This window comes from Romboutsia faecis (assembly GCF_014323405.1).
Lineage (GTDB): Bacteria > Bacillota > Clostridia > Peptostreptococcales > Peptostreptococcaceae > Romboutsia_E > Romboutsia_E faecis.
This window is the reverse complement of sequence record NZ_JACRWE010000002.1, coordinates 283,176-309,913: the sequence shown is the minus strand read 5'-3', so window position 1 is coordinate 309,913 and position 26,738 is coordinate 283,176. Positions and strand designations below refer to the sequence as shown.

The 26,738-nt window shown below is 28.1% G+C and carries 26 protein-coding genes; all 26 read right to left on the bottom strand.

Annotation, left to right across the window (positions count from 1 at the left end; genetic code table 11):
* Positions 1-49: 49 nt before the first annotated feature.
* Positions 50-1,726, bottom strand: coding sequence for a peptidoglycan D,D-transpeptidase FtsI family protein (locus tag H8923_RS04830; protein ID WP_153924145.1), 1,677 nt, complete (start codon positions 1,724-1,726; stop codon positions 50-52).
* Between the two features lie 61 nt (positions 1,727-1,787).
* On the bottom strand, positions 1,788-2,423 hold the full coding sequence (gene udk / locus H8923_RS04825; RefSeq protein WP_153924144.1) for a uridine kinase: 636 nt from the start codon (positions 2,421-2,423) through the stop codon (positions 1,788-1,790).
* 86 nt (positions 2,424-2,509) lie between these two features.
* Positions 2,510-3,460, bottom strand: a complete 951-nt coding sequence (locus H8923_RS04820; protein WP_153924142.1) for a peptidase U32 family protein — start codon at positions 3,458-3,460, stop codon at positions 2,510-2,512.
* 1 nt (position 3,461) lies between these two features.
* Entirely contained in the window at positions 3,462-4,124 is a 663-nt protein-coding gene (locus H8923_RS04815) for an O-methyltransferase (protein WP_153924140.1), read from the bottom strand.
* Positions 4,125-4,215: 91 nt separating this feature from the next.
* Complete coding sequence (mltG, locus tag H8923_RS04810; RefSeq protein ID WP_153924138.1) at positions 4,216-5,289, bottom strand: endolytic transglycosylase MltG; 1,074 nt, start codon at positions 5,287-5,289, stop codon at positions 4,216-4,218.
* Positions 5,290-5,498: 209 nt separating this feature from the next.
* A complete protein-coding gene (locus H8923_RS04805) occupies positions 5,499-6,824 on the bottom strand; it encodes a pyrimidine-nucleoside phosphorylase (RefSeq protein WP_153924136.1) in 1,326 nt (441 codons plus the stop codon).
* Positions 6,825-6,903: 79 nt separating this feature from the next.
* Positions 6,904-7,716, bottom strand: coding sequence for a purine-nucleoside phosphorylase (locus H8923_RS04800; RefSeq protein WP_153924351.1), 813 nt, complete (start codon positions 7,714-7,716; stop codon positions 6,904-6,906).
* A 26-nt stretch (positions 7,717-7,742) separates the two neighbouring features.
* Positions 7,743-8,915, bottom strand: coding sequence for a phosphopentomutase (locus H8923_RS04795; protein WP_153924133.1), 1,173 nt, complete (start codon positions 8,913-8,915; stop codon positions 7,743-7,745).
* A gap of 22 nt (positions 8,916-8,937) precedes the next feature.
* Complete coding sequence (locus H8923_RS04790; RefSeq protein ID WP_153924132.1) at positions 8,938-9,813, bottom strand: tyrosine-type recombinase/integrase; 876 nt, start codon at positions 9,811-9,813, stop codon at positions 8,938-8,940.
* 11 nt (positions 9,814-9,824) lie between these two features.
* Positions 9,825-10,439, bottom strand: a complete 615-nt coding sequence (locus H8923_RS04785; RefSeq protein ID WP_153924130.1) for a hypothetical protein — start codon at positions 10,437-10,439, stop codon at positions 9,825-9,827.
* 61 nt (positions 10,440-10,500) lie between these two features.
* Positions 10,501-11,028: an NUDIX hydrolase gene (locus H8923_RS04780; protein ID WP_153924128.1), complete on the bottom strand. Its 528-nt coding sequence runs from the start codon at positions 11,026-11,028 to the stop codon at positions 10,501-10,503.
* Positions 11,006-12,097 (bottom strand): DUF3866 family protein, encoded by a 1,092-nt coding sequence (locus tag H8923_RS04775; protein ID WP_153924126.1) that lies wholly within the window; start codon positions 12,095-12,097, stop codon positions 11,006-11,008. The genes H8923_RS04780 and H8923_RS04775 overlap by 23 nt, the downstream gene beginning before the upstream one ends.
* 5 nt (positions 12,098-12,102) lie before the next feature.
* The gene (locus H8923_RS04770) at positions 12,103-12,927 is read right to left on the bottom strand and encodes a glycosyl transferase (protein ID WP_153924124.1); all 825 of its coding nucleotides are present in this window, start codon (positions 12,925-12,927) and stop codon (positions 12,103-12,105) included.
* Positions 12,928-12,932: 5 nt separating this feature from the next.
* Complete coding sequence (locus tag H8923_RS04765; RefSeq protein ID WP_153924122.1) at positions 12,933-13,625, bottom strand: glycosyltransferase family 2 protein; 693 nt, start codon at positions 13,623-13,625, stop codon at positions 12,933-12,935.
* 14 nt (positions 13,626-13,639) lie between these two features.
* Positions 13,640-14,509, bottom strand: coding sequence for a copper transporter (locus H8923_RS04760; RefSeq protein WP_153924121.1), 870 nt, complete (start codon positions 14,507-14,509; stop codon positions 13,640-13,642).
* A gap of 16 nt (positions 14,510-14,525) precedes the next feature.
* Positions 14,526-15,647: a putative cytokinetic ring protein SteA gene (gene steA, locus H8923_RS04755; protein ID WP_153924120.1), complete on the bottom strand. Its 1,122-nt coding sequence runs from the start codon at positions 15,645-15,647 to the stop codon at positions 14,526-14,528.
* A gap of 189 nt (positions 15,648-15,836) precedes the next feature.
* Positions 15,837-17,090: a CCA tRNA nucleotidyltransferase gene (locus H8923_RS04750; RefSeq protein ID WP_153924119.1), complete on the bottom strand. Its 1,254-nt coding sequence runs from the start codon at positions 17,088-17,090 to the stop codon at positions 15,837-15,839.
* 153 nt (positions 17,091-17,243) lie between these two features.
* Positions 17,244-18,071 (bottom strand): sporulation transcription factor Spo0A, encoded by an 828-nt coding sequence (gene spo0A / locus H8923_RS04745; protein WP_187127848.1) that lies wholly within the window; start codon positions 18,069-18,071, stop codon positions 17,244-17,246.
* 114 nt (positions 18,072-18,185) lie between these two features.
* Positions 18,186-19,220, bottom strand: a complete 1,035-nt coding sequence (locus H8923_RS04740) for a SpoIVB peptidase S55 domain-containing protein (protein WP_153924117.1) — start codon at positions 19,218-19,220, stop codon at positions 18,186-18,188.
* Between the two features lie 115 nt (positions 19,221-19,335).
* The gene (gene recN / locus H8923_RS04735) at positions 19,336-21,012 is read right to left on the bottom strand and encodes a DNA repair protein RecN (RefSeq protein ID WP_317982811.1); all 1,677 of its coding nucleotides are present in this window, start codon (positions 21,010-21,012) and stop codon (positions 19,336-19,338) included.
* Positions 21,013-21,047: 35 nt separating this feature from the next.
* Positions 21,048-21,860 (bottom strand): TlyA family RNA methyltransferase, encoded by an 813-nt coding sequence (locus tag H8923_RS04730; RefSeq protein ID WP_153924115.1) that lies wholly within the window; start codon positions 21,858-21,860, stop codon positions 21,048-21,050.
* 16 nt (positions 21,861-21,876) lie between these two features.
* Complete coding sequence (gene dxs, locus H8923_RS04725) at positions 21,877-23,733, bottom strand: 1-deoxy-D-xylulose-5-phosphate synthase (RefSeq protein WP_153924113.1); 1,857 nt, start codon at positions 23,731-23,733, stop codon at positions 21,877-21,879.
* A gap of 226 nt (positions 23,734-23,959) precedes the next feature.
* The gene (locus tag H8923_RS04720; protein ID WP_153924111.1) at positions 23,960-24,397 is read right to left on the bottom strand and encodes a divergent PAP2 family protein; all 438 of its coding nucleotides are present in this window, start codon (positions 24,395-24,397) and stop codon (positions 23,960-23,962) included.
* A gap of 9 nt (positions 24,398-24,406) precedes the next feature.
* Positions 24,407-25,294 carry a polyprenyl synthetase family protein gene (locus tag H8923_RS04715; protein WP_153924109.1) on the bottom strand — a complete coding sequence of 296 codons (888 nt, stop codon included), beginning with the start codon at positions 25,292-25,294 and terminating at the stop codon, positions 24,407-24,409.
* Between the two features lie 2 nt (positions 25,295-25,296).
* Positions 25,297-25,512, bottom strand: a complete 216-nt coding sequence (gene xseB / locus H8923_RS04710; protein WP_153924106.1) for an exodeoxyribonuclease VII small subunit — start codon at positions 25,510-25,512, stop codon at positions 25,297-25,299.
* A gap of 2 nt (positions 25,513-25,514) precedes the next feature.
* A complete protein-coding gene (gene xseA, locus H8923_RS04705; RefSeq protein WP_153924104.1) occupies positions 25,515-26,720 on the bottom strand; it encodes an exodeoxyribonuclease VII large subunit in 1,206 nt (401 codons plus the stop codon).
* Between the last annotated feature and the right edge of the window lie 18 nt (positions 26,721-26,738).

Sequence of the window (26,738 nt, the reverse complement as noted above, 5' to 3'; positions counted from 1 at the left end):
CACATATCATTTTAAATTATATGTATCAAGTAGATGTAAGTTGACTATTTTAAAAATATTCTTTATTTATTTTTTCGCATATTTCTTTAAAAATCGGTATTGCTGACTTACTTTCAGTTTCTGTACCTTCTACTAGAACAGTAATTGCATATTTTGCATTTTCACTTGGATAAAATCCGGTTATCCATCCATGATTAATAGATACTTTATTCAAACTACTTTGAGCTGTACCGGTTTTCACTCCACATCCACCTTCTAAATCAGCAAGATCCTTTGCTGTACCTTCTTCTGAAACAGACTTCATAATTTCTTTTATTTTAGTTATTATATAAGGCGAAATGATTTCTTCATCTTTAGAGTTTTTGAATACCTTTATTATATTTTTATCATTATTGATTACACTATCATAAATATATAATGGCTTATATGTACCATTATTAGCTATTATCTGCGTAAGTTGATTTATTTGTATCGGTGTAAATTCTAAGGAACCTTGACCTATTGCTAAATTCCTTATAGCTATTTCATTTGGTATTTTAGATGATACTTCCTCATCTAATCCTATGCCAACACTTTCATCTAAATGAAGAGTTTTTATAGCTTCTAAAATTTTTTCTTTTCCTACCTTACTAGCTATATCCAAAAATGCCGGATTGCAGGAATTAGCAAAAACATCTTTTAAAGTCTCCTTACCATGCCCATCTAAGTTATGACAATGTAGTACCTCATCCGTATTTCCAACCTTAGTTTTACCTGTACAATTATATGTATAATTCTCATCAATTACCTTATTAGCTAAGGCTGCATATAATACAACTATTTTAAATACAGAACCTGGAGGATAAGTAACTGATATAGCCCTATTCTCTAACTCTCTATTATTACTGTTAATATATTTTGATATATCATTTTGATTATAATTTGGTCTTGAGCTTATAGACAGTATTTCTCCACTTTCTATATCAGAAATCACCACTGCTGTAGGATTTGATTCATTATTAACAGTATCCTCTACTATTTTTTGAATTTTAGAGTCAATTGTAAGTCTAATATGTTTATCATCATCACTCGACGTTACAGTTTCAATACTTCCATTCAGTATATCTAGACCTTGAGTTTTCCCTGAATCTGCCGCTTTAAATACAGATACATATTCTTTATTGCTATCTTTTAAAATATCATCCATATCTTTTTCTATACCACTTTGAGGACTTTTATCTGCTTTTTTTAAATATCCTATTGTATGAGTTAAAAGATTATCTTCAGAATATCTAAATGTTTTTTCTCTTACAATAATTTCTTTTTCCTCTAGTTGTTTTATCATACTCTCATTTATATCTTCTACTTCAATTTCTACAATATTACTTAAAAGTTGTTCTTGAACTGCCTTGAATATATCCTCATCAGTTATATTAGTTGCTTTTTTAATTAAGCTTATATTTTCATAATTACCATTTAAAAGTTTTTGTGGCACTAATAGTACCTTTTTCTTAACTGTATCTGTTAGTGGTATATTATTCCTATCATAAATTATACCTCTAGCAGAATTTAAATTTATTTTATCTGTACTTTGATTTTCTACACGTTTTGAATATTCTTCATATTTAAATATTTTTATATCAGCTAATCTATAAAGCAAGAAACTATAAATCAATATACATATTAAAAATATACTCTTGATTCTGCTTCTGCTTCTTTTAGATACTGGACCCTTTATTCTAGACATAAAATCACCCCTTAGGTATTTGTCATTTTTGACAAAACTTAAGGGGTTAATACTTATTTCATTATATTAAATTTAATTGGCTTCTTATTTTGGATATTACTATATCTATAGCAACCTGATTATGTCCACCTTCTGGCATTATTATATCTGCATATTTTTTATATGGTTCTATAAATTGATCATGAGCAGGTTTTACAGTACTTAAGTATTGATCTATTACTGAGTCTACTGTTCTACCTCTTTCTTTTATATCTCTTTGTATTCTTCTAAGAATTCTTATATCATCTTCTGTATCAACATATATTTTTATATCTAGTCTATTTCTTAATTCTTCATCCTCTAATATCATAATACCTTCTACTATTATAATATCTTTTGGAGCTATGGTTATAGTTTCGTCTAATTTTCTTGTATGAATTTCATAATCGTAAACTGGCTTTTCTACTGATTTACCTTCACATAAATCTTCTATATGTTGTATTAAAAGTTTATTATCAAAAGAAAGCGGATGGTCATAATTAGTTTTTAGTCTATCTTCAAAACTTAAATGGCTTTGATCTTTGTAGTAAGCATCTTGCTCTAATATAGATATATTTTCTTCTGGTATATTCTCTATTATAGATTTGCAAACAGTACTTTTTCCAGATCCAGTTCCTCCAGTTATTCCTATTATAAGTGGTCTCTTATTATTTTTCATTTTTATTTCTCTCCTTAACATGTGATACTTATCTATGTCTAAATCTGATTTATCTTATTTAATGTAACAAAATCATAGTACTATACTTAAAGTTTTTCAAAATATTCTTCATCATATACTTTTGTTTCATCTAAATAGAAACCTGTAGTGTACTCTCTATGATTACTTTTTATTATTTCCTTCATTATTGATTTATCAAAAGTATAGCTTTCAGGATTTTCATAGAAAGAATCTATTACCTTTCTATATGCCTTTACAACAGTTTTTACATAATCCGAATCCTTTTTTCTTCCTTCTATTGTAAGGCTGGTTATTCCTGCTTTTATAAGCCTTGGAATAAATTCTATCATACATAGGTCCTTTGAACTAAAGAAAAATGTTCCACCCTCATCTTCGTACACAGGGCAATATTCTCCTGGTCTTTTCTCTTCAACCAAATTATACTTCTTCTCTTCAGAGTAAAGGTTTATATCTCTAGTAGCTATATAGCTTGTTAATAATTTTCTTCCTGAGTATGACATGCACATACCTCCATGAACAAAAACTTCTATTTCCATATCAAAAGGAGTTTTTGCTTTTATTCCTTCTATTTCTTTTAGAGATATTTCTCTTGATACTACTACTCTTCTTATACCTTGATCATACCAAAAATTTGCTGTAGCATAATTATTAACATTTGCTAATGTTCCTAAATGTAACTTCATATTTGGAACAACCTTCTTAATAGTTTCAAGAACTCCTGGTTCTGATATTATTAATGCATCTACCTTTGCTTCTTCTAATTCCTTTAAGTAATTTTCTAAACCTATGAAATCTTGATTATGAGGAAGTAGTGTTATACTTACATAAACTTTCTTACCTCTTTCATGGGCAAAATTTACACCCTCTATTATTTCTTCTTTAGTGAAATCTTTAGATGATGTTTTCATACCAAAAGATTCCCCTCCTATATAAACAGCATCCGCTCCAGATTCCACTGCTACTTTTAATGTTTCTAAATCCCTTGCGGGGGCTTGAAGTTCAACTTTTGTTATCATTTTATTCTGCTCCTCTTTCTTTTTCTTTATAGCTAAGCGCTACTCCATCTCCAATCGGAATCAATGAAGTACTTAAATACTCGCAATTACATATATAATCTAGGTAATTTCTCATTCTTTTTACTATAGTTTTCTTTCTTCTAACTACAAAATCATCATGAGCTACCATTCCTTTATATAAAATGTTATCAGAAATTAAAAGTCCTCCGACCTTTAATTTATCTATAACCATATCATAAAATAACTTATACTGACCTTTAGCAGCATCTAAGAAAATCATGTCGAATTCGCCTTCAACTTTAGGTAATAATTCTTCCGCATCTCCTTCTAATATAGTTATATTATTTTCAAATCCAGCTCTCTTTATATTTTCTTTTGCTCTTTCTATCATAGCTTCATTTCTTTCAACAGTTGTTATCTTTACTTCATCACCCACTGTTGTTGCAAAAAGTATAGAAGAGTATCCGATAGCACAACCAACTTCTAGTATATTTTTAGGTTTATCTACCTTTAATAGCACTTTTAATAAATCAGAAACTTCCTTGTGCACTATTGGAACATTATGTTCTGTAGCATAAATTTCTAATTCCCTTAAAAGACCGTCTTTGTCTTTAAGAGTAGTTCTTATATATTCTTCTACTAAATTGTTTACTATATTACTCAATTAAATTCACTCCTTATAAACTAATATGGATTACGCCTTAATACATAAGACATAATCCATAATTTTGGCGTTAGATTAAAATAAACTATAATTATTTTTCATTTGTACTTGTATTTTTATTTTGTTCTTCTTTTAACTTATCTCTTGCATCTTTATATTCTTTTTCATATTTTAAATGATCTTCATAGTTTGTACTATAATTATTTCCACCATCTATTTTTGCAACAAAGTATAAATAATCTGTTTTTTCAGGATAAAGTGCAGCTTTAATTGATTTTATACCTGGATTTGCAATTGGAGTCGGTGGCAATCCCTTATTTAAATAAGTATTATAAGGAGAATCAATTTTTAAATCTGCATAAGTTACAATTTGCTTTCTTTCATCAAATATATACTGTATTGTTGCATCTGATTGAAGAGGCATACCTATATCTAATCTGTTATAGAATACACTTGCTATTAATGCTCTATCTTCATCTAATACTGCTTCCTTCTCAATAATAGATGATAAATTTATGACTTCTTGTAAAGTCATATTAAGTTCTTTTTGCCTCTTTACTAAAGTATCTGTATATTCTTTTTTAAATCTTAAAAGCATATCAGAAAGTACTTTTTCTTCGCTATCTTCCTCTTTAAAGTAATAAGTATCTGGATATAAAAACCCTTCTAATGATATGATATCATCTTCCTTTAAAAAACTAAACTTTTCATAGAATTTAGATGGATTTTTAATTAGTTCCTCATAAATAGCTTTATCTCCAATATTATTTTTTACAAGAGTGTTAATTATTTCCTTAGATGTTGAACCTTCAGGAATTGTTACTTTAATACCATCATTATAAACTTTACCAGAAACTAAAAGTTCTAATATATCCTTATTAGAATAAGTTTGATTAATTAAGTACTTACCTGCCTTTATTGATTGAGCATCATTACTTAATTTTACAACTATTTTGAATAAAGTTTTGTTTTTAATTAATTTATTTTCGTATAATATATCCGATATACTATTAACAGTTGACCCACTTGGTATATCTACGATTATATCTTTTTTACTGCTCTTATTATAAGGTCCAATTTCATAAAATACAAAGGCCCCTATAAGAATTACTAATATAATAGAAGTTATTCCTATTACCTTTAGCTTATTCTCTTTTAAACTCATAGGTTATCTACTCCTTATATATATTTATATCCTTTATATTATAAATCTAAGCATAAAAATTTTCAATGAATTTGTCGAAGAAATATCTTTTTTGATTCATAAAATAAATACCTTTCTTTAAATAAATAATAAATTTGTAAATATTTTGACTTTTTAATAAAAAAGCCTAACGTTATTTTTTACACGTTAGGCTTCTTATAATCATTTATCTAGAATTTTTTTATTCCATCTTTTGTTACTACACCATATACTAATTTTTTAGGTTCTACTTTTTCATCAACTATTGAATATGCATTTATAAATCTCTCTTTAGCAGATTCTAATTTTTCTTCTTTATTTAAATACATAGTTGCTAATGTATCGCCTTCGTTTACATAGTCTCCAACTTTATTGTTTAAAATTATACCTGCAGCTAAGTCTAGTTCATCATCCTTAGTCTCTCTGCCTGCGCCTAAAATCATTGCTGATACTCCAACCTCTTCAGCTTCAATTCTACTTATATATCCACTTCTATGAGCTTTTATAGGAATTACTAAATTAGCTTGAGGGAATAATGAATAATCATCCACTACTCTCTTATCTCCACCTTGATTTTCTATAAATACTTTTAATTTTTCAAGCGCTGAACCAGAAGATATAGCTTCTCTTATTTTTTCTACACCTTCTTCGAAAGTATCTGCAGTCTTAGCTAAAACTAACATATATGCACCTAATGTTTCACATAAGTTAACAAAATCCTTTGGACCATTTCCTTTTAATGTTTCTATAGCTTCTATTACCTCTAAAGAGTTACCAACAGCAAAACCTAATGGTTCATCCATATCTGTTATCATTCCTATAGTATCTCTATTCATCCCATTACCAATATCAACCATAGCTTTAGCTAATTCGAATGAATCATCTAAAGTTTTCATAAATGCACCATCACCAGTTTTAACATCAAGTAAAATTGCATTAGCTCCAGAAGCTAATTTTTTACACATTATACTTGCAGCTATTAATGATATATTATCTACAGTTGCTGTAACATCTCTAAGAGCGTACATTTTCTTATCTGCTACAGCTATTGTAGCAGTCTGTCCACATACAGCTATTTTGTGTTTATTCACTGAATCTATAAACTTCTTAGCTTCCATCTCTATTGAGAAACCAGGAATAGCTTCTAGCTTATCTAAAGTTCCTCCAGTATGTCCTAGACCTCTCCCAGACATCTTTGCTACAGGTGCTCCACAAGCTGCCACTAATGGTGCTAGCGCTATTGTCGTTTTATCTCCAACTCCACCAGTACTATGCTTATCAACCTTTATACCATCTATTTCTGATAAATCTATAACATCACCAGAATTCATCATAGCTTCTGTTAAGTATACAGTTTCTTCTTTATTCATTTTATTTAAATATATAGCCATTAGTAACGCTGATGCTTGATAATCTGGTATCTCACCTTTTGAGTATTTATCAACAAAAAATTCTATTTCAGCTTTGCTAAGTTCATGGTTATCTCTTTTTTTTCTTATTATATCGTAGATTCTCATATTATTTCTCCTAATATTCTATGGTCTATGAATAGCCCTAGTATTTATTTATGAGTAATACTAGGGCTGCTATATTGTGTTATATTCTATTAACAACCTTTTTAACTAAACTTAAAAACTCTGATTTTACTTTTTGAGTAGTTTCTATAACTTCTTCATGATCAAGAGGTTGGTTAAGTATTCCTGCTGCCATATTAGTTATGCAAGATATACCTACAACATCCATTCCAGAATGTGATGCTACTATAACTTCAGGAGCTGTAGACATACCAACTGCATCTGCACCTAAAATTTGTGCCATTCTTACTTCTGCAGGAGTTTCATATGTTGGTCCACTGAAGAATGCATAAACACCTTCTTGAATCTTCATATTTAATTCTTTAGCGCATTCTTTTACTAATTCTACATTCTTTGGTTGATATGCAGTTGACATATCAGGGAATCTTGGACCAAATCTTTCATCATTTTCTCCAATTAGTGGGTTACTACCACTTAAGTTTATATGATCTTTTATAACCATTAAATCACCTGGCTTGAAATCCTTATTTGATCCACCAGCTGCATTTGTTACAACAATAGTTTCTACTCCTAAAGCTTTCATAACTCTAACTGGGAAAGTTATTTCTCTTTGAGAGTAACCTTCATAATAATGGAATCTACCTTGCATAGCAACTACTTGTTTACCTTCTAAAGTACCTATAACTAAACAACCAGCATGCCCTTCAACTGTAGAAACAGGGAAGTTTGGTATTTCATTATAATTTATTTTTACAGGGTTTTCTATTTCATCAGCTAATATCCCTAAACCAGATCCTAATATTAAACCTATTTTAGGATTAACAGTAGTTTTTTCTTTTATAAAAGAAACACTTTCTTGTACTTTTTCAAACATATTTTTCATTTGCCATTCCTCCAAAACTATTTCATTATGTCTTTCTTAAAACTAATTCCATGCTTAGGCATTTTTACATTTAATAAATCTGCAACTGTTGCTCCTATATCAGCAAAGCTCTCTCTTATACCTAAGTTGACATTTTCTTTTATATTTTTACCATATACTAGTACCGGTATATACTCTCTTGTATGATCTGTACCTTTGTAAGTTGGATCATTACCATGGTCTGCATTTATTATTAGTACATCATCATCTTTCATAGCATCCATTATTTCAGGTATTCTAGCATCAAACTCTTCTAGTGCTTCTTTATAACCTTCTACATTTCTTCTATGACCAAACTTAGAGTCAAAATCAACTAAATTAGTGAAAATTAAACCATCATTATCTTTTTTAATATAATTTATTGTTTCATCTACACCATGCATATTATCTTTTGTATGTATAGCCTCTGTTATACCTTGTCCATTAAATATATCTTCAATTTTACCTACACCTATGACATCAAGGTTTGATTCTTTTATATTGTCAAGTACTGTAGGCTCAAAAGGATTTAAAGAATAATCTCTTCTGTTAGATGTTCTTGTAAATTCACCAGCCTTTTTACCTATAAATGGTCTAGCGATTACTCTAGCTACTGCATTATCTCCCATCATAATATCTCTAGCTATTTCACACATTTTATATAGCTCTTCTAATGGTATGATTTCTTCATTTGCTGCTATTTGGAATACACTATCTGCTGAAGTATAAACGATTACATCTCCAGTTTTTATTTGATGTTCTCCAAATTCATCTAAGATAGCAGTACCAGATGCAGGTTTATTACCAACTACTTTTCTTCCAGTTTTACTTTCAAACTCATCTATTATTTCTTTTGGGAATCCATTTTCAAAAGTTTTAAATGGAGTCTCAACTAAGACACCTGTCATCTCCCAGTGTCCTGTAGTTGTGTCCTTTCCTTGTGATAATTCTGCACATTTTCCAAATACACCTATTGGTGATTTTTCACTTTCTATAAAATCTGCTTCATCTATATTACCTATACCTAGCTTTCTCATATTAGGTATTTTTATATCACTATATTCTTTAACTATATTACCTAAGGTATTTACATTCTTATCTCCAAACTTCTCTGAATCAGGAAGTTCACCTATACCAACACTGTCTATTACCATCCATATTACTCTGCTCATTTTAATGTCCTCCTTTAGTAACTTATGATCTAGGATGCTTTTCTTTCACTTCTTTTCTAATATTTTTATTTATTTGATTTACATAACTTTGTAAACTTGATAAATTTGAATTTCCTAATATCTTGCTTACTACTGCTATATTTGCTCCATTATTTAGTAAATGAATCGCAAATGAATGTCTAAGCATACTAGGGTTTATATTTTTATTTATATTTGCTTCTACTGCGTATTTTTTTATAATTTTCCAAAGACCTTGTCTTGTAAATCTACTACCTAAAGAGTTTACAAATAAAGCCTCTTCCTTTTCATTTGCAATCCTATTTCGTCCTTCTTTTATATATTTTTCTAAATAAATTTTAGTTATATCAGAAATAGGTATCACCCTTTGATTCTTCCCAGAGTTACAATAAATATATTCAATATCCAAATCTACATCAGTTATATCCATTTCTACTAACTCTGAAACTTTTATACCTGTACCATATAAAACTTCAAATATTGCTTTATCCCTTATTAATCTAGGAGTATCTAATTTAGGGAAATCTAATAAGGAGTTAATTTCATACTCAGTTAAAATATCAATATTATTTTGCTTAACTTTTGGTTTTTTTATATTTCTTGCAGGGTCACTTTTACAATTTCCTGAAAAAAACAAGTAATCATGAAAAGATTTAATAGACGATATCATCCTAGAAACTGTAGAAGCCGATACATTCGACCTTTCTAGTTCCATTAAATAACCTATAATATCATTTTCCCCTACTTTTTCTAATTTTATATTTTTATTATCTAAGTACTCAGTATATTTTTTTATGTCTGTGAAATAAGATGATACTGTATTTTCAGATAATTTTTTTTTATTTTTTATATAACCTATATATTCCTTTATGACGTCCATACCAAACTCCTTTATCTGACTAGGAATTGTAAAATATTAATAAATATAAAATTCAATAGTACTTGTAATAACAGTGAAACAGCTATTATTATTATTGAATTTAATAAGTATCGCTTAAATAAAAATATAATATTTTTTTTATTTCTATTTTTAAATTCATAAAAAAATTCTTTTAAATAGTTCATTGAGACTAGTGTAAGTATAATCGCACCCGGTATAATTGCTAAAGTTTTAATCAAAACCACAAACACAATTTTAATACTTTTTAATTTAAGTAACAATATGCAGCTATTTATAGTATAGCCTATTGACACACCTTTTAGCATAAAAATTAAAATAGAAACTGGAAATGTTATTACCAACAAGTTTAGTATACCTATTAAACTCATAAATTTAAAGTCTAATTTTAAATTTGATAGAATAACATTTTTAACTGATATACTATCTTTAGAGCTATAGTATTTTTCAATCGAACTAACAACACCATTTAAAGATTCTTCATAGCCTGGACTAAATTTATTCATGCAAGTTCCCACTATAACAAATACTATAAATAGTATTCCTATTAAAATTATTTTTTTATTAAGTTCCTCATAATAAACTTTTCTTCCATATGTTCTTCTCAAATTTATAACCTCCCCTTATACCTTACAAATTATTATGTAAGAAAAGAGGAGGTTATGCCTTTTATATTAATTCTTTTATTAGCAAGATTCCAATCGAAGTTTTTGCATCTTCAATTTCATTTCGTGCTATCATATTGTATACTTCATCCTTATCAATTTCATGAACTTCTAAAAACTCATCTTCATCAAGGTTTCGTTCTCCTTGAATAAGATTTTCAGCCAGGAAAATATATATTTTTTGATTGGAAAATCCAGCAGATGTATAAAACTTATGAATTAATTTCATATTTTCCGCACTATAACCTGTTTCTTCTTTTAACTCTCTTATAGCACATTCTTTTGGATTTTCTCCTATTTCTATTTTACCAGCCGGAATTTCCCATAATTCCTTTTCAACAGCCTTTCTGTACTGTCTGACTAATACCACTTTATTTTCAGGAGTTATTGCTACTATACCTACAGCTCCATTATGCTCAACAATTTCTCTTTTCTGGTAACCTCTATTTGGTACCTCAACAGTCTCCACCTTTAAGCTAATTGTCTTTCCAGTATATACCCTATCACTACTAATAGTTTTTTCCTCTATCATTACAAACCTCCATTAAGTAATAAGCTGCAGTGCTTGCCGCTTGGAAGAATTCTTTATCTTGTTCATAATTTCTTCCCATACTTTTAACCTTTAGATTAAAGTAATCTAAATCCTCTTTAGTTTTTCCGTTATTGATATATACTACATTGTGTTTTTTATCTAATTTGCTATCTTTTATTTGTTTCTTTATAGTATCTATTAATTTATCTTTATATACAGTAATCGGTATATTTACACTAACATTTACAATATCATTAAATACTGTCATGCTATGATGAGATATTCCATTATGTCGTTCTCTCATATCTGCAAAACTTATTCTTGGAACTGCAATTGGCATTCCTCCTAGTTTCTTAACTGCGTCTAAAATTGGACCTTGTTCGATTCCAGTAAATCCATATTTAGTTCCCGTACCAGCAATACCTGGCCCCATACTAACAAAAACTGCATCTGCGTTAATTACTTCTTTAGCAGTTATTAATGCTGTATAAATATTTATACATTCATAATCACCACCAAAGGCATTACCTATAGTTATAGTAGAATCTATTAATTTTCTAGCCTTTAAAGTTTCTACATTCTTACTTAAAAATATAGGAAGTGCAGCCCCATCAGTCATTACATAAACTAATTTTTTATTTGGATTATTTTTTTTATAAGATGCCACAAATGGAGTTAACATACTATGTAAAGTCCCAACTACAACAGGCATATTATCTAGACTTTTAAAGTTTTCAATTGCACTATGATAACTACTTTCCTGTTCCTCTACTGAATCGACCTTAACTTGAAAAGGTGTATATCTTAACTTCATAATATGACCACCTGGAGTAAAGTTCGATTCTATATTATTTAAATTAGATATAACAAAATGATAACCACCAGTACCTAAACTTAGTTCTACAGCAGTAGTATTTAATATAACTTCATCACCCACATTAACATTCCCACTCATTTTAGGATAGTTATATGCTTTTTGTATATTTCCATTAATATTAACTCTAATATCGTCTAAGTTTTCGCTTTTATCAACTATCGATTCTACTATACCTATTTTTTTACTTATCATAAGTTTTACCTTCCTAACTTATCTATAAAGTTTAATATTTTATTATTTTCAATTATTTTAGTTAATGAATATTTCTCTGTTAATATATGTATAAGTACTAAAAATACTAACCAACTTACTCTAACATTAAATGAGTATCCAAAAACCATAAGCATTCCTATAGATATCCCCAGTACATTTGAACCAGTGTCACCCATCATAGCCTTTGCTTTTAAATCATAATTAAAGTAAGCTAAAACATTTGGAAGTATCAGTAATGGTAATATTTTTATATATCCTGTTAATGTTATAAATATTGTTACGGTAATTACTAGATATACCTTTATAGCTCTACCTGGTCTTAAGTCTAGTAAGTTCATTAAGTTCGTTGATAAAGCTATTATTAGAGTATTTATAATTATATCTGGAATACTTTCTGAAATCGCTATAGATATTAAAAGACCTACAAATCCACCAAAAATAGCCTTAAATCCACCCGTAGTTAAAACTCCTTTAAAGAAACTTTTAAAATGTCCTTTTAATCCACTCACTTCCCTTGTTCCTATTATGTCATCTAATATCCCTGCAAAAAACATAGATATTAGTCCAAAAATAAACATAAATACATATAGTAAATTTTTGTATTGTGCAGTAAAGAAAGCTAATATAATACCATTAATAATAATCATAGGCAGGAATACAATTCCCATACTAACTGGTATCATATCATTTTTATAATTTGGTCTAACTACGTTACTATTTATGAGTAAGTTTTTAAATAATGGTATAGCGTAACATGTTCCTATAAATCCTATTATAGAGATAACAGCATAAAATATATAACTATTCAATTAAACTACCTCCACTCTTTCTTTTTTTGCTTTAAAACTCTCTTTATGTGGTAGTATTGTTTTCCTCTATGAATAAATCCTTTTAAATCTCTTCCTGTTTCATTATGAGTCATATTAACTAATACTTCTTTTATCTTATAACCATTCTTTAATATGTCTATTGTCATTCCGACTTCGACACCATATCCAAATGGTATTTCTTTGAATTTTTCTAAAACTTCTTTTTTGAATAATCTTTGCCCAGATAAAGTAGCATCAAGCTCTACTCCTGTCATTTCAAAAACGGAATCTTTTGCTAAGCCTTTTACAAAACCTAATCCACCTTTTTTCTTTGCTGGTGGGAATTTAGCAATTACTACATCAGCCTCATCATTTAATATAGGATTTATTAATTTTTTTACGTCATTTGCTGATCTTCCTAAGTCTGCATCTAAAAAGCCTATAATATCTGCATTTTTCATTGCTATTTTTAATCCGTAATTTAAAGCATATCCTTTACCTCTATTTTTATCCAATTTTAAAACAACTATTTTTTCACTATTTACTTCTGAAGCAATTTTTGTAGTTTTATCAGTTGATCCATCATCTACAACTATTATTTCATTTATTTCTTTTATACCTTTTATACTTTCCAATGTATCCTTTATTTTTACTTCTTCATTGTATGCAGGTATTATCATGCTTATATAAGGATTCATAATTTTTTCTCCTTTTACTTATATGGTATTAAACTTTCTGCAGTTTCAGATATTCCAAAATTCCCAACTACATTTTCATCTTTTAGTGCTAATACTAATGCTAAGTTACCGCTACCTTGATTTATATTATCTATTGTAGCAATCTTATTCTCAGAATATAATTCTATATATGATATTTTTTTATTTGTATTTTCAACACCAACTAAGTATTTACCTTCTGATTTTAATTTTTCCACTAGTAATTTATCTATTGACTCAAAATGTTTTGCTAAATCTTTTGTATTAGTTTCTTCTGATAGTACAACTGAAGTATATGATGTATGATTTGATTCTAACTTATTTAGATCTAATAACCCTACTTGCTCAAGGTACTTTAAATTTTCTCTTGCATTATCATTTTTTAAAGACTCTACTACATAATTAATCAAGTCTGACTCATTTTTGATTTCTACACCAACATTAGTTGATACATCATTTAGAATCTCCTCGCTTATTGTATCTGTCTTTAAATTGATATTAAATACTACATTTCCATCAGCTTTAGTTATAGCATTTTCTATATATTCTGAATTGCTATTTCCATTAATTGATATTATACCTATACTCTTATCAGTCAATTCTTCAGATATTAGTTTATCAGAGTTATTATTAATGTAATCAATAGTTTTATCATAACTTGTATTTATTTCTTTTAATTTAGTTTCTAGATCATTATTTTTCTTTCTTAATTCTTCAAATTTAACATCTAAATCACCTATTATTTGTGCTTGTTGTTTACTAAGCTCTTGATCGTAATTTAAATTAAACCCTACTAATATACCTATTCCTAATGATATAAATATAGCACCTATAGTTACTATATAATACTTCATATTTATGTGCATCTTAATCCTCCTAATTTTACATCTGTAATAATAACCTAAACTTTAGCTGCATTAAGTGTATAAATTGTTTTACACTTGGTGAGAAAGACGCAACTATTAATATTGGGAATAACGCCGTTAAGATTAATGCAAATATATATTTAAGCTTTAATCTACTTCTATACAATAAATTTACACCTTTTGCATCTATAAGTTTTGATCCTATTTTTAGCCTTACTAAAAAAGTACTTGCCATTCCTGGTCTTCCTTTTTCTAAGAAGTCAATCATATTAGAATGAGTTCCAACTGCAACAATAAGCTCTGCTTCATATTCATATGCAGTTAGCATAGCTATATCTTCACTGGTTCCAGGTGCTGGAAATACTACTGCATCTAAACCTAAATCTTGTACTCTTTTTAAACCTGGTGCTCTACCATCTGTATATGCATGAACAACAATCTCTTTTGTCTTTCTTAATGCTTCATCACTTACACTATCCATATCTCCAACAATTACGTCTGGAGTATAACCAAATTCAATCAAAGCATCTGCACCACCATCGACACCTACAAGAACAGGCTTCATTTCCTCTATATAAGATATTATCGTACTTAAATCTTGTTTATAGTCTTGTCCTCTAACTACAATAAGAACATGTTTATTTTTATAATCAGTTTTAACTTTTGGGATTTCAACTTCTCCTAAAATAAGTCCCTTTTCCTTTTTTGCATAATCTATAGTGTTATCAATAAATCTATCTAATTCTATTCCAAGATTTTCATATGCTTCTTTTATCTTTTTTGAAACTGCATTTTTATCTAAAACTTCTCCACTTCCTAAAAGTTTACCATCACTATATATTTTTCCATCTATAACTTCGATAATCTGATCTTCCCTTAGTTCATTAAATAGTTCTTCTCCAACATTATCTATTATAAAAATATTTTTATCCGCAAGTATTCCTGGTCCTTTATTAGGATATCTACCACTTATAGAGGGCGCTGCATTAATTACTAATTTTATCTTTCCTTCTACTAAGGAATTTGCAGCAACTTCATCTAAATCAATATGATTTATTACTGCTATTTCTCCTCCCGTAAGTCTTTTCGCAAGCCTTTTAGTCTTTCTATCTACCTTAATAGGGGCTTCGACTCTCATATTTTAAACCTCCGATATGTTTTTAAAATCAAATTACATTATAGCATTATTTAGCAATAAAAGAAATATTTTAACCTTTTTTTATCTCTCACCCTATATACACTCACATTTTACTATACTTTTATTAAAATTCACATTTTCTATTCTTACTATACTACAATTTCATAAACTATTGCTTATACAGCAACTTTAAATTAAATCTATAAGTGTTTCTTTTTTATTTAATTCTGGACTTTCTATAACTTTATTTAGTAATTCAGTTAATTTTTCTCCTATACTTTTCCCTTTATATCCTAACTTTTCTAAGTCTTTTCCATTTATATCTAAATCATTTAACTTATAGCACTCTTTGTTATTTTCTATTGCTACAATTTTCTCTATTATACCATCTATTATATCTTTTTCATTTGAAGCATAATTTTTATTTTGTATATTTGATATTAAGTAGTTATTATATACTTTTTTTAATTCTAGCGCTTCTCTTAATATTTTTGGACCTACTTTATTTAATAATTTCTTTATTTCTATTTGATCTACTTCTATGCTATCTACAAGCATACAATCAACTAATATCATACATTCCTTTTTAAGTTTTTTAGAATATACTAAAGTATCAATTATACTTGTAGACGGAATTTTCTTTTTTTTAATGATGTATTCCAACATTGCCATTCTCTTAGCTAAATCGTTTGGGCAATATTTTAGTACCCCAAGTTCTTTTTCAAAAACATTATACTTTTCTTTATTCATATATGAATAAATTCCGATACATTTAAAGATTCCTGTTTTATATAAAAGTATAATATCTTGAGGATTATCACTTAGAATCATCTTTGTGAATTCACCTGTAATTCTTTCTTTACTTATATTTTTTATAATATCAATATTCTTATATATACTTTTTAAAGTTTTATCTTCTATTTTAAAATTTAACTTACTGCTAAATCTTATTGCTCTAACTAGTCTTAATCCATCTTCATTAAACCTTTCATCTGGATCACCCACAGTTTTAACTATTTTATTCTTTATATCTGTTATTCCATTAAATTTATCTATTATTCCTAGCTTATCATTATATGCAATTGCATTTATTGTAAAATCTCTTCTCTTTAAATCATCTTCTATATATTTTGTAAATTCTACATCTTTAGGTCGTCTATTATTTTCATATTCTCCCTCTAGTCTATAAGTGGTTATTTCATACACTTCTTTGTCTATTATTACGCCAACAGTTCCATGTTTTATTCCATTATCAATAATTTTAAAACCTTTAAAAATATCTATAATTTCATCAGGCTTTGCATTAGTAGTTATATCATAATCATTAGGCGTTATTCCAAGTATGCTATCTCTCACACATCCCCCCACTATAAATGCTTCGTATCCATTTTCATACATTTTATCTATTATGAATTTGACTTTTTGGGGTAAATATATTTCCATTGTTTTGTCTCCTTGATAAATTTTATAAGTTAATATTGTTAATTATATGGAATATTTAAAGATTTTGTTCATTTATTTATCTTATTTTATGCTTTATATCAAAAAATAAGCCTTCTTTTATTGAGAAGGCTTATTTTCTTAATCTCTATATAATTATTTTACCATACTGTGTTCTAATCTTAATTTATCTGCAATCATAGCTATAAATTCAGAGTTTGTTGGCTTTCCTTTAGTGTTGTGAACAGTATATCCAAATAATTGATTTATTGTATCTACTTTACCTCTACTCCATGCTACTTCTATAGCATGTCTTATAGCTCTTTCAACTCTACTTGGAGTCGTGTTGAATTTTTTAGCTATACTTAGGTATAGCTCTTTTGTTACTGCTCCTAAAAGCTCTACATTGTCAATAACCATTTTTATAGCTTCCCTTAAATATAAATATCCCTTTATATGTGCTGGTACTCCTATTTCATGTATAATATTCGTTATCTCAGTCTCTATATTTCCTGAATTTTTAACAAAATCACTTCTTGTCATTTGAATATCTGTATTTACTCTAGCCTTTGGCTCTATATGAGCTGTCTTATTAGATACTAATTCTCTTATTCTATTAATAAATATTACAAAATCAAAAGGTTTTACTATGTAATAATCTGCCCCTAAATTAATTGCGCTTTGCGTTATTTTATCTTGACCAACTGCTGATAAAACTATTATTTTTGGCATTTTTGGTATATCCATTGCATTTAATTTCTCAATAACTCCTAATCCATCTAAATGCGGCATAATCACATCTAAAACTAATAAATCTGGTTGAGTTCTCTTTACCAAATCTAATGCTTCAATTCCATCTTTAGCTATCCCTAGTATTTCTATGTCCTCTTCATTTGATAAATATTCCTTTAAAACTTGACAAAAGTCTTTATTATCATCAGCTAAAACTATTTTTATTTTTTCGTTCACTAAAATTCCCCCCATTAATAAAACATTCTCTTATCTTCAGAAAATCTATTTTTAATTCTTTACTAAAAGATAATTCGACATACTAAAATTATAATCCTTCATATTTATTAAAATTTTATAATCTATTTTTTATTTTACCATTTCATCTATGAAAATGCCATATCCTTTTTTAGGATTTTTTTTAAAAACATGAGTGATACTGCCTATAAGCTTATTATTTTGTATAATAGGAATACCACTCATTCCTTGAATTATTCCTCCAGTATAATTTATTAAGTCTTCGTCTATAACCTTTATTACCATATCTCTATCACATGTACTATCATCTATTATTTTTTCTATTTTTATATCATAGGTTCTTATATTTCTATTTTCATCTTCAAAAAGAATTATAGCATCTCCAATTTTCACATCACTAGATGTCCCTAATTCTATTTGCCCACTCAATAGATCTACTTTATCTAATAATAAATCACCGCAAATTCCAAAATTTGAATTATTATCAAATTCACCTATAGCTTTACTTAAATCAAATTCCCCCTTTATCTTCCCTACATTTTCTGAATTACCCTTTATAATTTCTAAATTATTCGCATTGTATAAAAATCCTTCTTTTATTTTCAAAAGTTTATTAGTATCTACATCTGTAATAGCATGACCAATCGCAAAAAAAGTCTCATTACTAGGGTCATATAGAGTCATTGTCCCAATCCCTGATATTTTGTCTCTAACCCATAAACCTAATTTATATTCATCATTTTCATTTTTTACTTTTATAATTTCTTCTTTATATTCATCATCTCTTTGAAATCCTACTTTTACTTCATTAGTTTTTAAAGTATTCAATAATTCTGATATATCAGTACTATTATTAATTTTTTTATCATTTATTTTAATAATATTATCACCTATTTTAAGGCCACCTATATATGCTATATCATCTTCTTCATATCCTATTACCAAGACCCCATCTGTATTTGCTTTAATACCAACGATATTTCCCAAAGGATATACATATCGCTTAGATTTATTATTTTCAAAAACATTTATAGTTTCTATATAATGATTATTATCAATTAAATTATTATATTTTATCATTCCTATAATTGAAAATATAAATATAGATACACATATAATTTTTGTATATATCTTTTTATTAAACATTTGCATTCTCCTAAATTTACTAATTATGTTATTATAGTTCCTTAATTGTAAAATTTTATTCAAATGTAAAATAAATTTCATTTTAAATAAAAAATAAGAAGACTTAAAAGCCTCCTTATTTTTTTGCTAACTCAATAATTTCGCTAGCATGTTCTATTGTCTTTTCCGTTATATTACTTCCAGCTATAAGTCTGGCGATTTCATCACGCTTTTGGTCACGATCTAGCCTACGTATATTCGTAAATGTTCTATCATTTGATGTATTTTTTTCTATACAGTAATGAGTATCTGCATTTGCTGCAATTTGAGGTAAATGAGTTATACATATTATCTGCTTTTTCTTTGCTATTTGAGATAATTTTTCTCCAACTATTTGAGCTGCTATACCACTTATTCCAGTATCTATTTCATCAAATACTAATGTATCTATTTGGTCTATATCTGCAAGTATAGTTTTAAATGCTAGCATAAATCTAGACATTTCGCCTCCAGAAGCAACTTTATATATAGGTTTTATATCTTCTCCAAGATTAAAAGATATCATAAATTCTATATCATCTTTACCTTCTAAAGTAAAGTTACTTTCTTCAAACTTAACTTTAAATAGTACATTTTTCATATTTAAGCTTTTTAGCTCTATTAATAGAACCTCTTCCAAATTAGATGCGACTTTTTGTCTAGCTTGAGTTAATTTCTCAGCTTTATCATTAAGTACATTTTCAATTCTTAGTATCTCTCTTTTTAATTCTTCTACTTTTTCATCTCTATTTAATATTTCATCTAATCTATTTTTAGTTTTATTATAATACTCAAAAATCTCTTCTATAGTATTTCCATATTTTCTTTTTAAGCTATTAATTTCATCTATTCTTATTTCTATTTGCTCTAGTTCATATGGTTCAAAATCTATACTCTCTTTATAATTCCTTATTTCTCTTGAGATATCTTGAAGCTCATACATTATTCTTTCTACATTTTCATTATATTCACCTAAGACTTTATCATATTCTGCTATAGAACTTAATTCTTTAGATGCACTTCCAATTAAATCAACAGCATTAACACTACCCTCATATAAATTTTGATAACTTAAATTTAGATTACTGTATATCTTCTCACTATTTCTAAATACATCTCTTTGTTTGAGAAGATCCTCATATTCATCCTTGCTTAAATTAGCAGATTCGATTTCATTTATTTGGAATTTTAACAAGTCTATTTCTCTCTGAATTTGCATATCATCTTTATTTTCAGTTAAAATATTTAAGGCATTTTTTACCTTAGTATACTCTTTGTACACATTTTTGTAATCTGACTTTAAATCTTGTAAATCAATTTCACCAAATAAATCTAAAAATTGTAAATGCGTTTCTTTGTTAAATAAAGCCTGATTTTGATGTTGTCCATGAACATCGATTAATGTAGTTGCAATTTCTTTTAATACTGATAACTTTAAAGTTCTTCCGTTAACTCTTGCCACACTTTTTCCATCATTATAAATAACTCTAGTTATCACCAATAAATTATCTTCATCTAACTCTATATCATATTTTTCAAGAACATTTTTTAAGTGTTGGCTTTCTGAAGAAAATATAGCTTCAACTATACCTTTTTCTGTACCTTTTCTTAAAAATGACCTATCATATTTTTCACCTAAACATAATCCTAATGCATCTATTATTATAGATTTTCCTGAACCAGTTTCTCCCGTTAATATATTTAGATTTTCATCAATAGTCAACCTTAGCTCTTCTACTAAAGCACAATTCTTCATATACAATTCAAGGATCACTTCAAATCCCCCTTTATCTATATAAGTATAATTTTTTATTTATTTAAGTTATGAGATGCTTCTACAACGTCTAACACTTTCTTACTATACTCTTCTTTATTAAATTCATATCCATCATTTGAGTTCTTTAAGTATATTAAATACTCTATATTGCCTTCTGGTCCTTTTATAGGAGAGTAGTCTAAGTCTAGTATAGAGAATCCTATTCCAACTGCAAACTCAGATATAGTTTCTATTACTTCTATATGTGTAGACTTTTCTCTAACAACTCCTTTTTTACCTACCTTTTCTCTTCCAGCTTCAAATTGTGGTTTTATTAGAGCAACCACATGCCCATCTGAAGAGACAAGTTCCTTAGCTTTTGGTAAAACTAGTTTTAATGATATGAAAGAAACATCTATAGATGCAAAATCTGAAAATTCTTTTGTATCTTCAATAGTAACATGTCTTATATTAGTTCTTTCCATACATACTACTCTTTCATCTTGTCTTAATTTCCATGCAAGTTGTCCATACCCTACATCTATTGAAAATACTTTTATAGCTCCATTTTGGAGCATACAGTCTGTAAATCCACCAGTAGATGAACCAATATCCATGCATACTTTACCATCTAATGTTAGTCCAAAGTTTTTCATTGCCTTTTCAAGCTTTAATCCTCCTCTACTTACATACGGAATCGGATTTCCTTTTACTTCTATTTTAGCATCTTCTTTAACATCTACACCCGCTTTATCGCATCTTTGATTATCTACAAAAACAAGTCCTGCCATTATAGCCTTTTTAGCTCTTTCTCTACTTTCAAAAAATCCTTGCTCAACTAATAATACGTCTATTCTTTTTTTCATAAAACTACCTTCCCGACTATATTTTTTTTATTTTAGATGCAATACATTTCGAAGATAAGCCTACTGCTTCGTATAGACTATCTATATTACCATGATCTATAAATTTCTCACTAACTGCTATATTCTCAACTTTTACATTGTAATTATTATCTATAATGAAGTTATTTATTCTACTTCCAAATCCACCCGATATAATATTATCTTCTATTGTTACTATTGTTTTGTATTTTGTACATAACTCATGAAGTAATTTTTCATCCATAGGTTTTAAAAATCTAGCATTTATTATAGTAGGATTTATATTATCTTCTAAAAGCATTTCTTTCGCTTCTAATGCATGCTTTACCATATTTCCTATAGCTAAAATAGCAATATCTTTACCTTCTTCAATGATTTCATACTTTCCTACTTCTATCTTTTTATATTCTCCTTTGTTTAGGTAGTAAGCATTTCCTCTCGGATATCTTATTGCTACTGGCTCATTTAATTCTGCTGACAATTCAAGCATCAACTCTAGTTCTTGAGTATCTTTAGGCGCCATAACTGTTATATTAGGAACAATATTTAAATAACTCAAATCAAACATACCATGATGTGTTTCTCCATCATTACCAACTAATCCCGCTCTATCTATTAAGAATGTTACATTTTTTTTAGTAATGCATACATCATGTATAATCTGATCATAACCTCTTTGTAAGAAAGTTGAATATACTGCAAAATAAGGCTTCATTCCTTCCTTTGCTAATCCAGCTGAAAAAGTAACCGCATGTTGTTCTGCAATTCCTACGTCATAGTATCTTTCTGGATACGCCCTTTGGAATAAATCTAACCCTGTTCCTGATGGCATTGCGGCTGTTATTGCAACTATCTTATCATCTTTAGCTGACATTTGAACTAATTTCTCACCAACTGCAACTGATATAGATTTACTATTTGAAGGTTGTATTCCTTCTTTTATATCAAATTTTGAAACTCCATGATATTTATCTGGATGTTCCTCTGCGTATTTGTATCCCTTACCTTTCTTAGTTATAACATGTAGTAAGACAGGTCCTCTTTTTTTCTTTGCTTTATTTAATATTTCTATTAATTCTTTTATATTATGTCCATCTATAGGTCCATAGTACTTTATTCCCATAGATTCAAACAGTTCACACTGTTGTGGTGTAAATTGACTTACAATGCTATCCTTAACCTTGCTAGCTGTTTTATATATTAGATTCCCTGCAGATGTTACAGTAAAAATCTTTTCTACTTCATCCTTTACTTTATTCATTGTTGAGTTTCTTATTATGCTAGATAAATGTCTAGACATTGCTCCTACATTTTTATCTATAGACATCTCATTGTCATTAAGAATTATAATCATATCTGTATTTAAATAACCCAAGTTATTTAATGCTTCAAGAGCCATTCCACCAGTTATAGATCCATCTCCAATTACAGATACTACATCAAATTTTTCTTTCTTTATATCTCTCGCACAAGCAATACCAAGTCCCACAGAAATAGATGTACTACTATGCCCTGTATCAAATATATCGTGAGGGCTTTCTATTTCTTTTGGAAATCCACTTAAACCTTCAAATTGTCTAAGCGTCTCAAAACTATCCTTTCTACCAGTAAGAATCTTATGTACATAAGATTGATGTCCTACATCCCAAACTATTTTATCTTTAGGGCTTTCAAAAACCTTATGCAATGCTAAAGTCAGCTCTACAACACCTAAGTTCGATGCTAAGTGACCACCAGTTTTAGAAACTGATTTTACTAGAAATTTTCTTATATCTTTGGCAAGTATATCTAGTTCTTCATTGGTCATATTTTTAATGTCTTCGGGACAGTTTACTTTATCTAAATATTTATACATTTACCTTCACCTTTTATTTGATTAAATTTATAAAACATTTACTCTGTATTTATAATTAACATATTTCTATAATTAAAAAAGCCTTCCATAGAAGACCTAAAAAAATCATATAGTTTCTATGTAGTTAGAAAAATGAATATACCTTAGTATTGCCTTAGATATATCCATTTTATAACCATTTGATAAAACCTAAGAAATTATATCATATAAATTTATTTTTTTCAATTTATACCATAACTAAAGCTACCACTATACCGAGTATAGCACCCATCCACACTTCAACAGGAGTATGGCCTATTAATTCCTTTAATTTATCTTGTTTTATATGTTTACCATGATGAACATCATCTACTATCTGATTTAATATGGCTGCCTGTTTTCCTACCGCTCTTCTAACTCCTGAGGCATCATACATTATAATCAACGCAAATACAACAACAACAGCAAAACCTGTAGAATCAAATCCTCTTTCTAGGCCAACCAAAGTTGCTAAGCTTGTCACAAAAGAGCTATGAGAACTCGGCATACCTCCAGATGTAAATATTCTAGCTAAATCTATACGTTTATCTTTTCCAGTAAATATTTTTATAAATTGAGCTAAAAAACAAGCAAATATACTTATTCCTAATACCTTGTTGCTAAAAATTTCTGAAAAAAAGTTCATTTTTCCTCCTTAATATTCTCTATCTATTATATAATTTGCTAATCCTTCTAAGAAACTACTATTGTTTTGTAAATCTTTGATATTATTTTTTGCTTCTTTTATTAGATCATTTGCAATCTCTTTTGATTTTTCTATACCAAGTAAAGATGGATACGTGGATTTATGATTCTCTATGTCACTACCTACTTTTTTTCCTAACTTGGCTTCATCTCCAACTATATCTAATATATCATCTACTATTTGGAATGATAATCCAATATTTTTCCCATACTTGGTTATTTTTTCTAACTCATCTTCAGTAGCATCTCCTATTATTGCTCCAGCTCTCATACAACCAATAATAATTGCAGCAGTTTTATTTAAATGAATATAATCTAATTTCTCCTTTGAAATAACCTTATTTTCACTTTGAACATCTACAACTTGTCCACCAATCATTCCATATATGCCTGAACTTTTAGCAATTTCATTTATAGCTCTTAAATACTTTTTAGGATTTTCTTTATCTATAGAGTTGGATAACATAATTTCAAAAGCATAATTTAAAAGGGCATCTCCTGCTAGTATTGCCATATCATCTCCAAATACCACATGATTTGTAGGCTTACCTCTTCTTAGATTATCATTATCTAAGGCTGGAAGATCATCATGTATTAATGAGTATGTATGTATCATCTCAATTGCTACAGCAAATGGTATAGCATCAGCTTCATTTCCACCTACTATATTACATGCTTCTAAAGTTAATATAGGTCTTAATCTTTTTCCTCCAGCTTTTAAACTATAATTCATTGCATCCATAATAGTTCTTTGATATCCCTCTACTTTAGGCATATATTCACTTAATAATCTTTCTATATAATTAGATTTTGCTTTTAGAGATTGCTTAAATTCCAATTTTATTCCTCCCTCATATCAAAGTCTTCTTCTATTCCTAATGAGTTAAATTTACTTATCTTTAATTGTGCATCTTCAAGTAACTTATTACAGTATTTGTAAAGACTTATTCCTTCTTCATATAAACTCAATGATTCATCTAAACTCGCACCTTTAGATTCTAGCTTTTCTAAAATATTTTCTAATTTTTTATAAGCCTGTTCATATGTTAAATCCATATTTATACCTCTTTATTAATTATTTTTTCTACAACACATTCTATGCTTCCATCTTTTAAAACTATATCTATATCATCTTTAAATTCTATCTCTTTTATACTATTGATTACTTTGCCTTCTTTTTGTACTATACTGTACCCTCTATCTATCGTTGATAAAGGACTTAAGTTATGGAGTATTGCTCCCATATTTATAAGTCTTTCTTTTTCAATATTAAGGTTATTTTCTACTTCAAAGGTTATTTTATCATATATTTTATCTAATTGTATAATATTATCTTTTATTGTGTATGATTTTAGATAATTATTTATCATTTCAAAAACTGAATTTAACCTATGTTTATCAATCTGAACTTGATTCATTAAACTTCTATTCATTCTATTCCTTATGTTGTTAAGCTTAAATTCTAAGTCTAATAAAGATGGAGTTGCTATCTCCGCTGCTGCAGAAGGTGTTGGAGCTCTCATATCTGATACAAAGTCACAGATAGTAAAGTCTGTTTCATGCCCTACAGCTGATATTATAGGAATTTCAGACTTAAATACTTCTCTAGCAACTATTTCTTCATTAAATGACCAAAGCTCTTCTATAGATCCCCCACCTCTACCAATTATTATTGTGTCTACATTTTTCATACTATTAAAAAATCTAATACCTTCAGATATATCATTTGCCGATTTATTACCTTGTACCGTAACTGGATAAAGTTTTACAGCAACCTTTGGATATCTTCTCTTGATTACATTAATTATGTCTCTTATAACTGCTCCTGTTGGAGAAGTAATAACTCCTATAGACTTAGGTATAGTAGGTATAGCTTTTTTATACTTATGGTCAAATAAACCCTCTTTGCTTAATTTTTCTTTTAATTTATTAAATTCAATATATAAATTCCCTATTCCCTCTATCTCTATTGAATTAATATATAATTGATAAGATCCATCTCTTTCATAAACTGAAATATACCCATTAGCAATTACTTTTGTCCCATTCTTTAATTCTAAGCTTTTATCATGATTGCTTTTAAAAATTACACAGTTTATCTTTGAATTTTCATCTTTTAATGATAAATATACATTGCCGCTACTATGTACTTTTAAATTTGATATTTCACCTTTAACTTTAAGATTATATAATATAGGATCGTTCACCAAAATCCTTTTTATATATGAATTTGCTTCACTTATATCTAAAGCTCTTAGTTTCATATTTTCTCTCCTATATAA

Coding starts and splice junctions, on each gene's coding strand:
- H8923_RS04830 (WP_153924145.1), bottom strand. CDS start 1,726: ATGTCTAGAATAAAGGGTCCAGTATCTAAAAGAAGCAGAAGCAGAATC.
- udk (WP_153924144.1), bottom strand. CDS start 2,423: ATGAAAAATAATAAGAGACCACTTATAATAGGAATAACTGGAGGAACT.
- H8923_RS04820 (WP_153924142.1), bottom strand. CDS start 3,460: ATGATAACAAAAGTTGAACTTCAAGCCCCCGCAAGGGATTTAGAAACA.
- mltG (WP_153924138.1), bottom strand. CDS start 5,289: ATGAGTTTAAAAGAGAATAAGCTAAAGGTAATAGGAATAACTTCTATT.
- H8923_RS04805 (WP_153924136.1), bottom strand. CDS start 6,824: ATGAGAATCTACGATATAATAAGAAAAAAAAGAGATAACCATGAACTT.
- H8923_RS04800 (WP_153924351.1), bottom strand. CDS start 7,716: ATGTTTGAAAAAGTACAAGAAAGTGTTTCTTTTATAAAAGAAAAAACT.
- H8923_RS04795 (WP_153924133.1), bottom strand. CDS start 8,915: ATGAGCAGAGTAATATGGATGGTAATAGACAGTGTTGGTATAGGTGAA.
- H8923_RS04790 (WP_153924132.1), bottom strand. CDS start 9,813: ATGGACGTCATAAAGGAATATATAGGTTATATAAAAAATAAAAAAAAA.
- H8923_RS04780 (WP_153924128.1), bottom strand. CDS start 11,028: ATGATAGAGGAAAAAACTATTAGTAGTGATAGGGTATATACTGGAAAG.
- H8923_RS04775 (WP_153924126.1), bottom strand. CDS start 12,097: ATGATAAGTAAAAAAATAGGTATAGTAGAATCGATAGTTGATAAAAGC.
- H8923_RS04765 (WP_153924122.1), bottom strand. CDS start 13,625: ATGAATCCTTATATAAGCATGATAATACCTGCATACAATGAAGAAGTA.
- H8923_RS04760 (WP_153924121.1), bottom strand. CDS start 14,509: ATGCACATAAATATGAAGTATTATATAGTAACTATAGGTGCTATATTT.
- steA (WP_153924120.1), bottom strand. CDS start 15,647: ATGAGAGTCGAAGCCCCTATTAAGGTAGATAGAAAGACTAAAAGGCTT.
- H8923_RS04750 (WP_153924119.1), bottom strand. CDS start 17,090: ATGGAAATATATTTACCCCAAAAAGTCAAATTCATAATAGATAAAATG.
- spo0A (WP_187127848.1), bottom strand. CDS start 18,071: ATGGGGGGAATTTTAGTGAACGAAAAAATAAAAATAGTTTTAGCTGAT.
- H8923_RS04740 (WP_153924117.1), bottom strand. CDS start 19,220: ATGTTTAATAAAAAGATATATACAAAAATTATATGTGTATCTATATTT.
- H8923_RS04730 (WP_153924115.1), bottom strand. CDS start 21,860: ATGAAAAAAAGAATAGACGTATTATTAGTTGAGCAAGGATTTTTTGAA.
- dxs (WP_153924113.1), bottom strand. CDS start 23,733: ATGTATAAATATTTAGATAAAGTAAACTGTCCCGAAGACATTAAAAAT.
- H8923_RS04720 (WP_153924111.1), bottom strand. CDS start 24,397: ATGAACTTTTTTTCAGAAATTTTTAGCAACAAGGTATTAGGAATAAGT.
- xseB (WP_153924106.1), bottom strand. CDS start 25,512: ATGGATTTAACATATGAACAGGCTTATAAAAAATTAGAAAATATTTTA.
- xseA (WP_153924104.1), bottom strand. CDS start 26,720: ATGAAACTAAGAGCTTTAGATATAAGTGAAGCAAATTCATATATAAAA.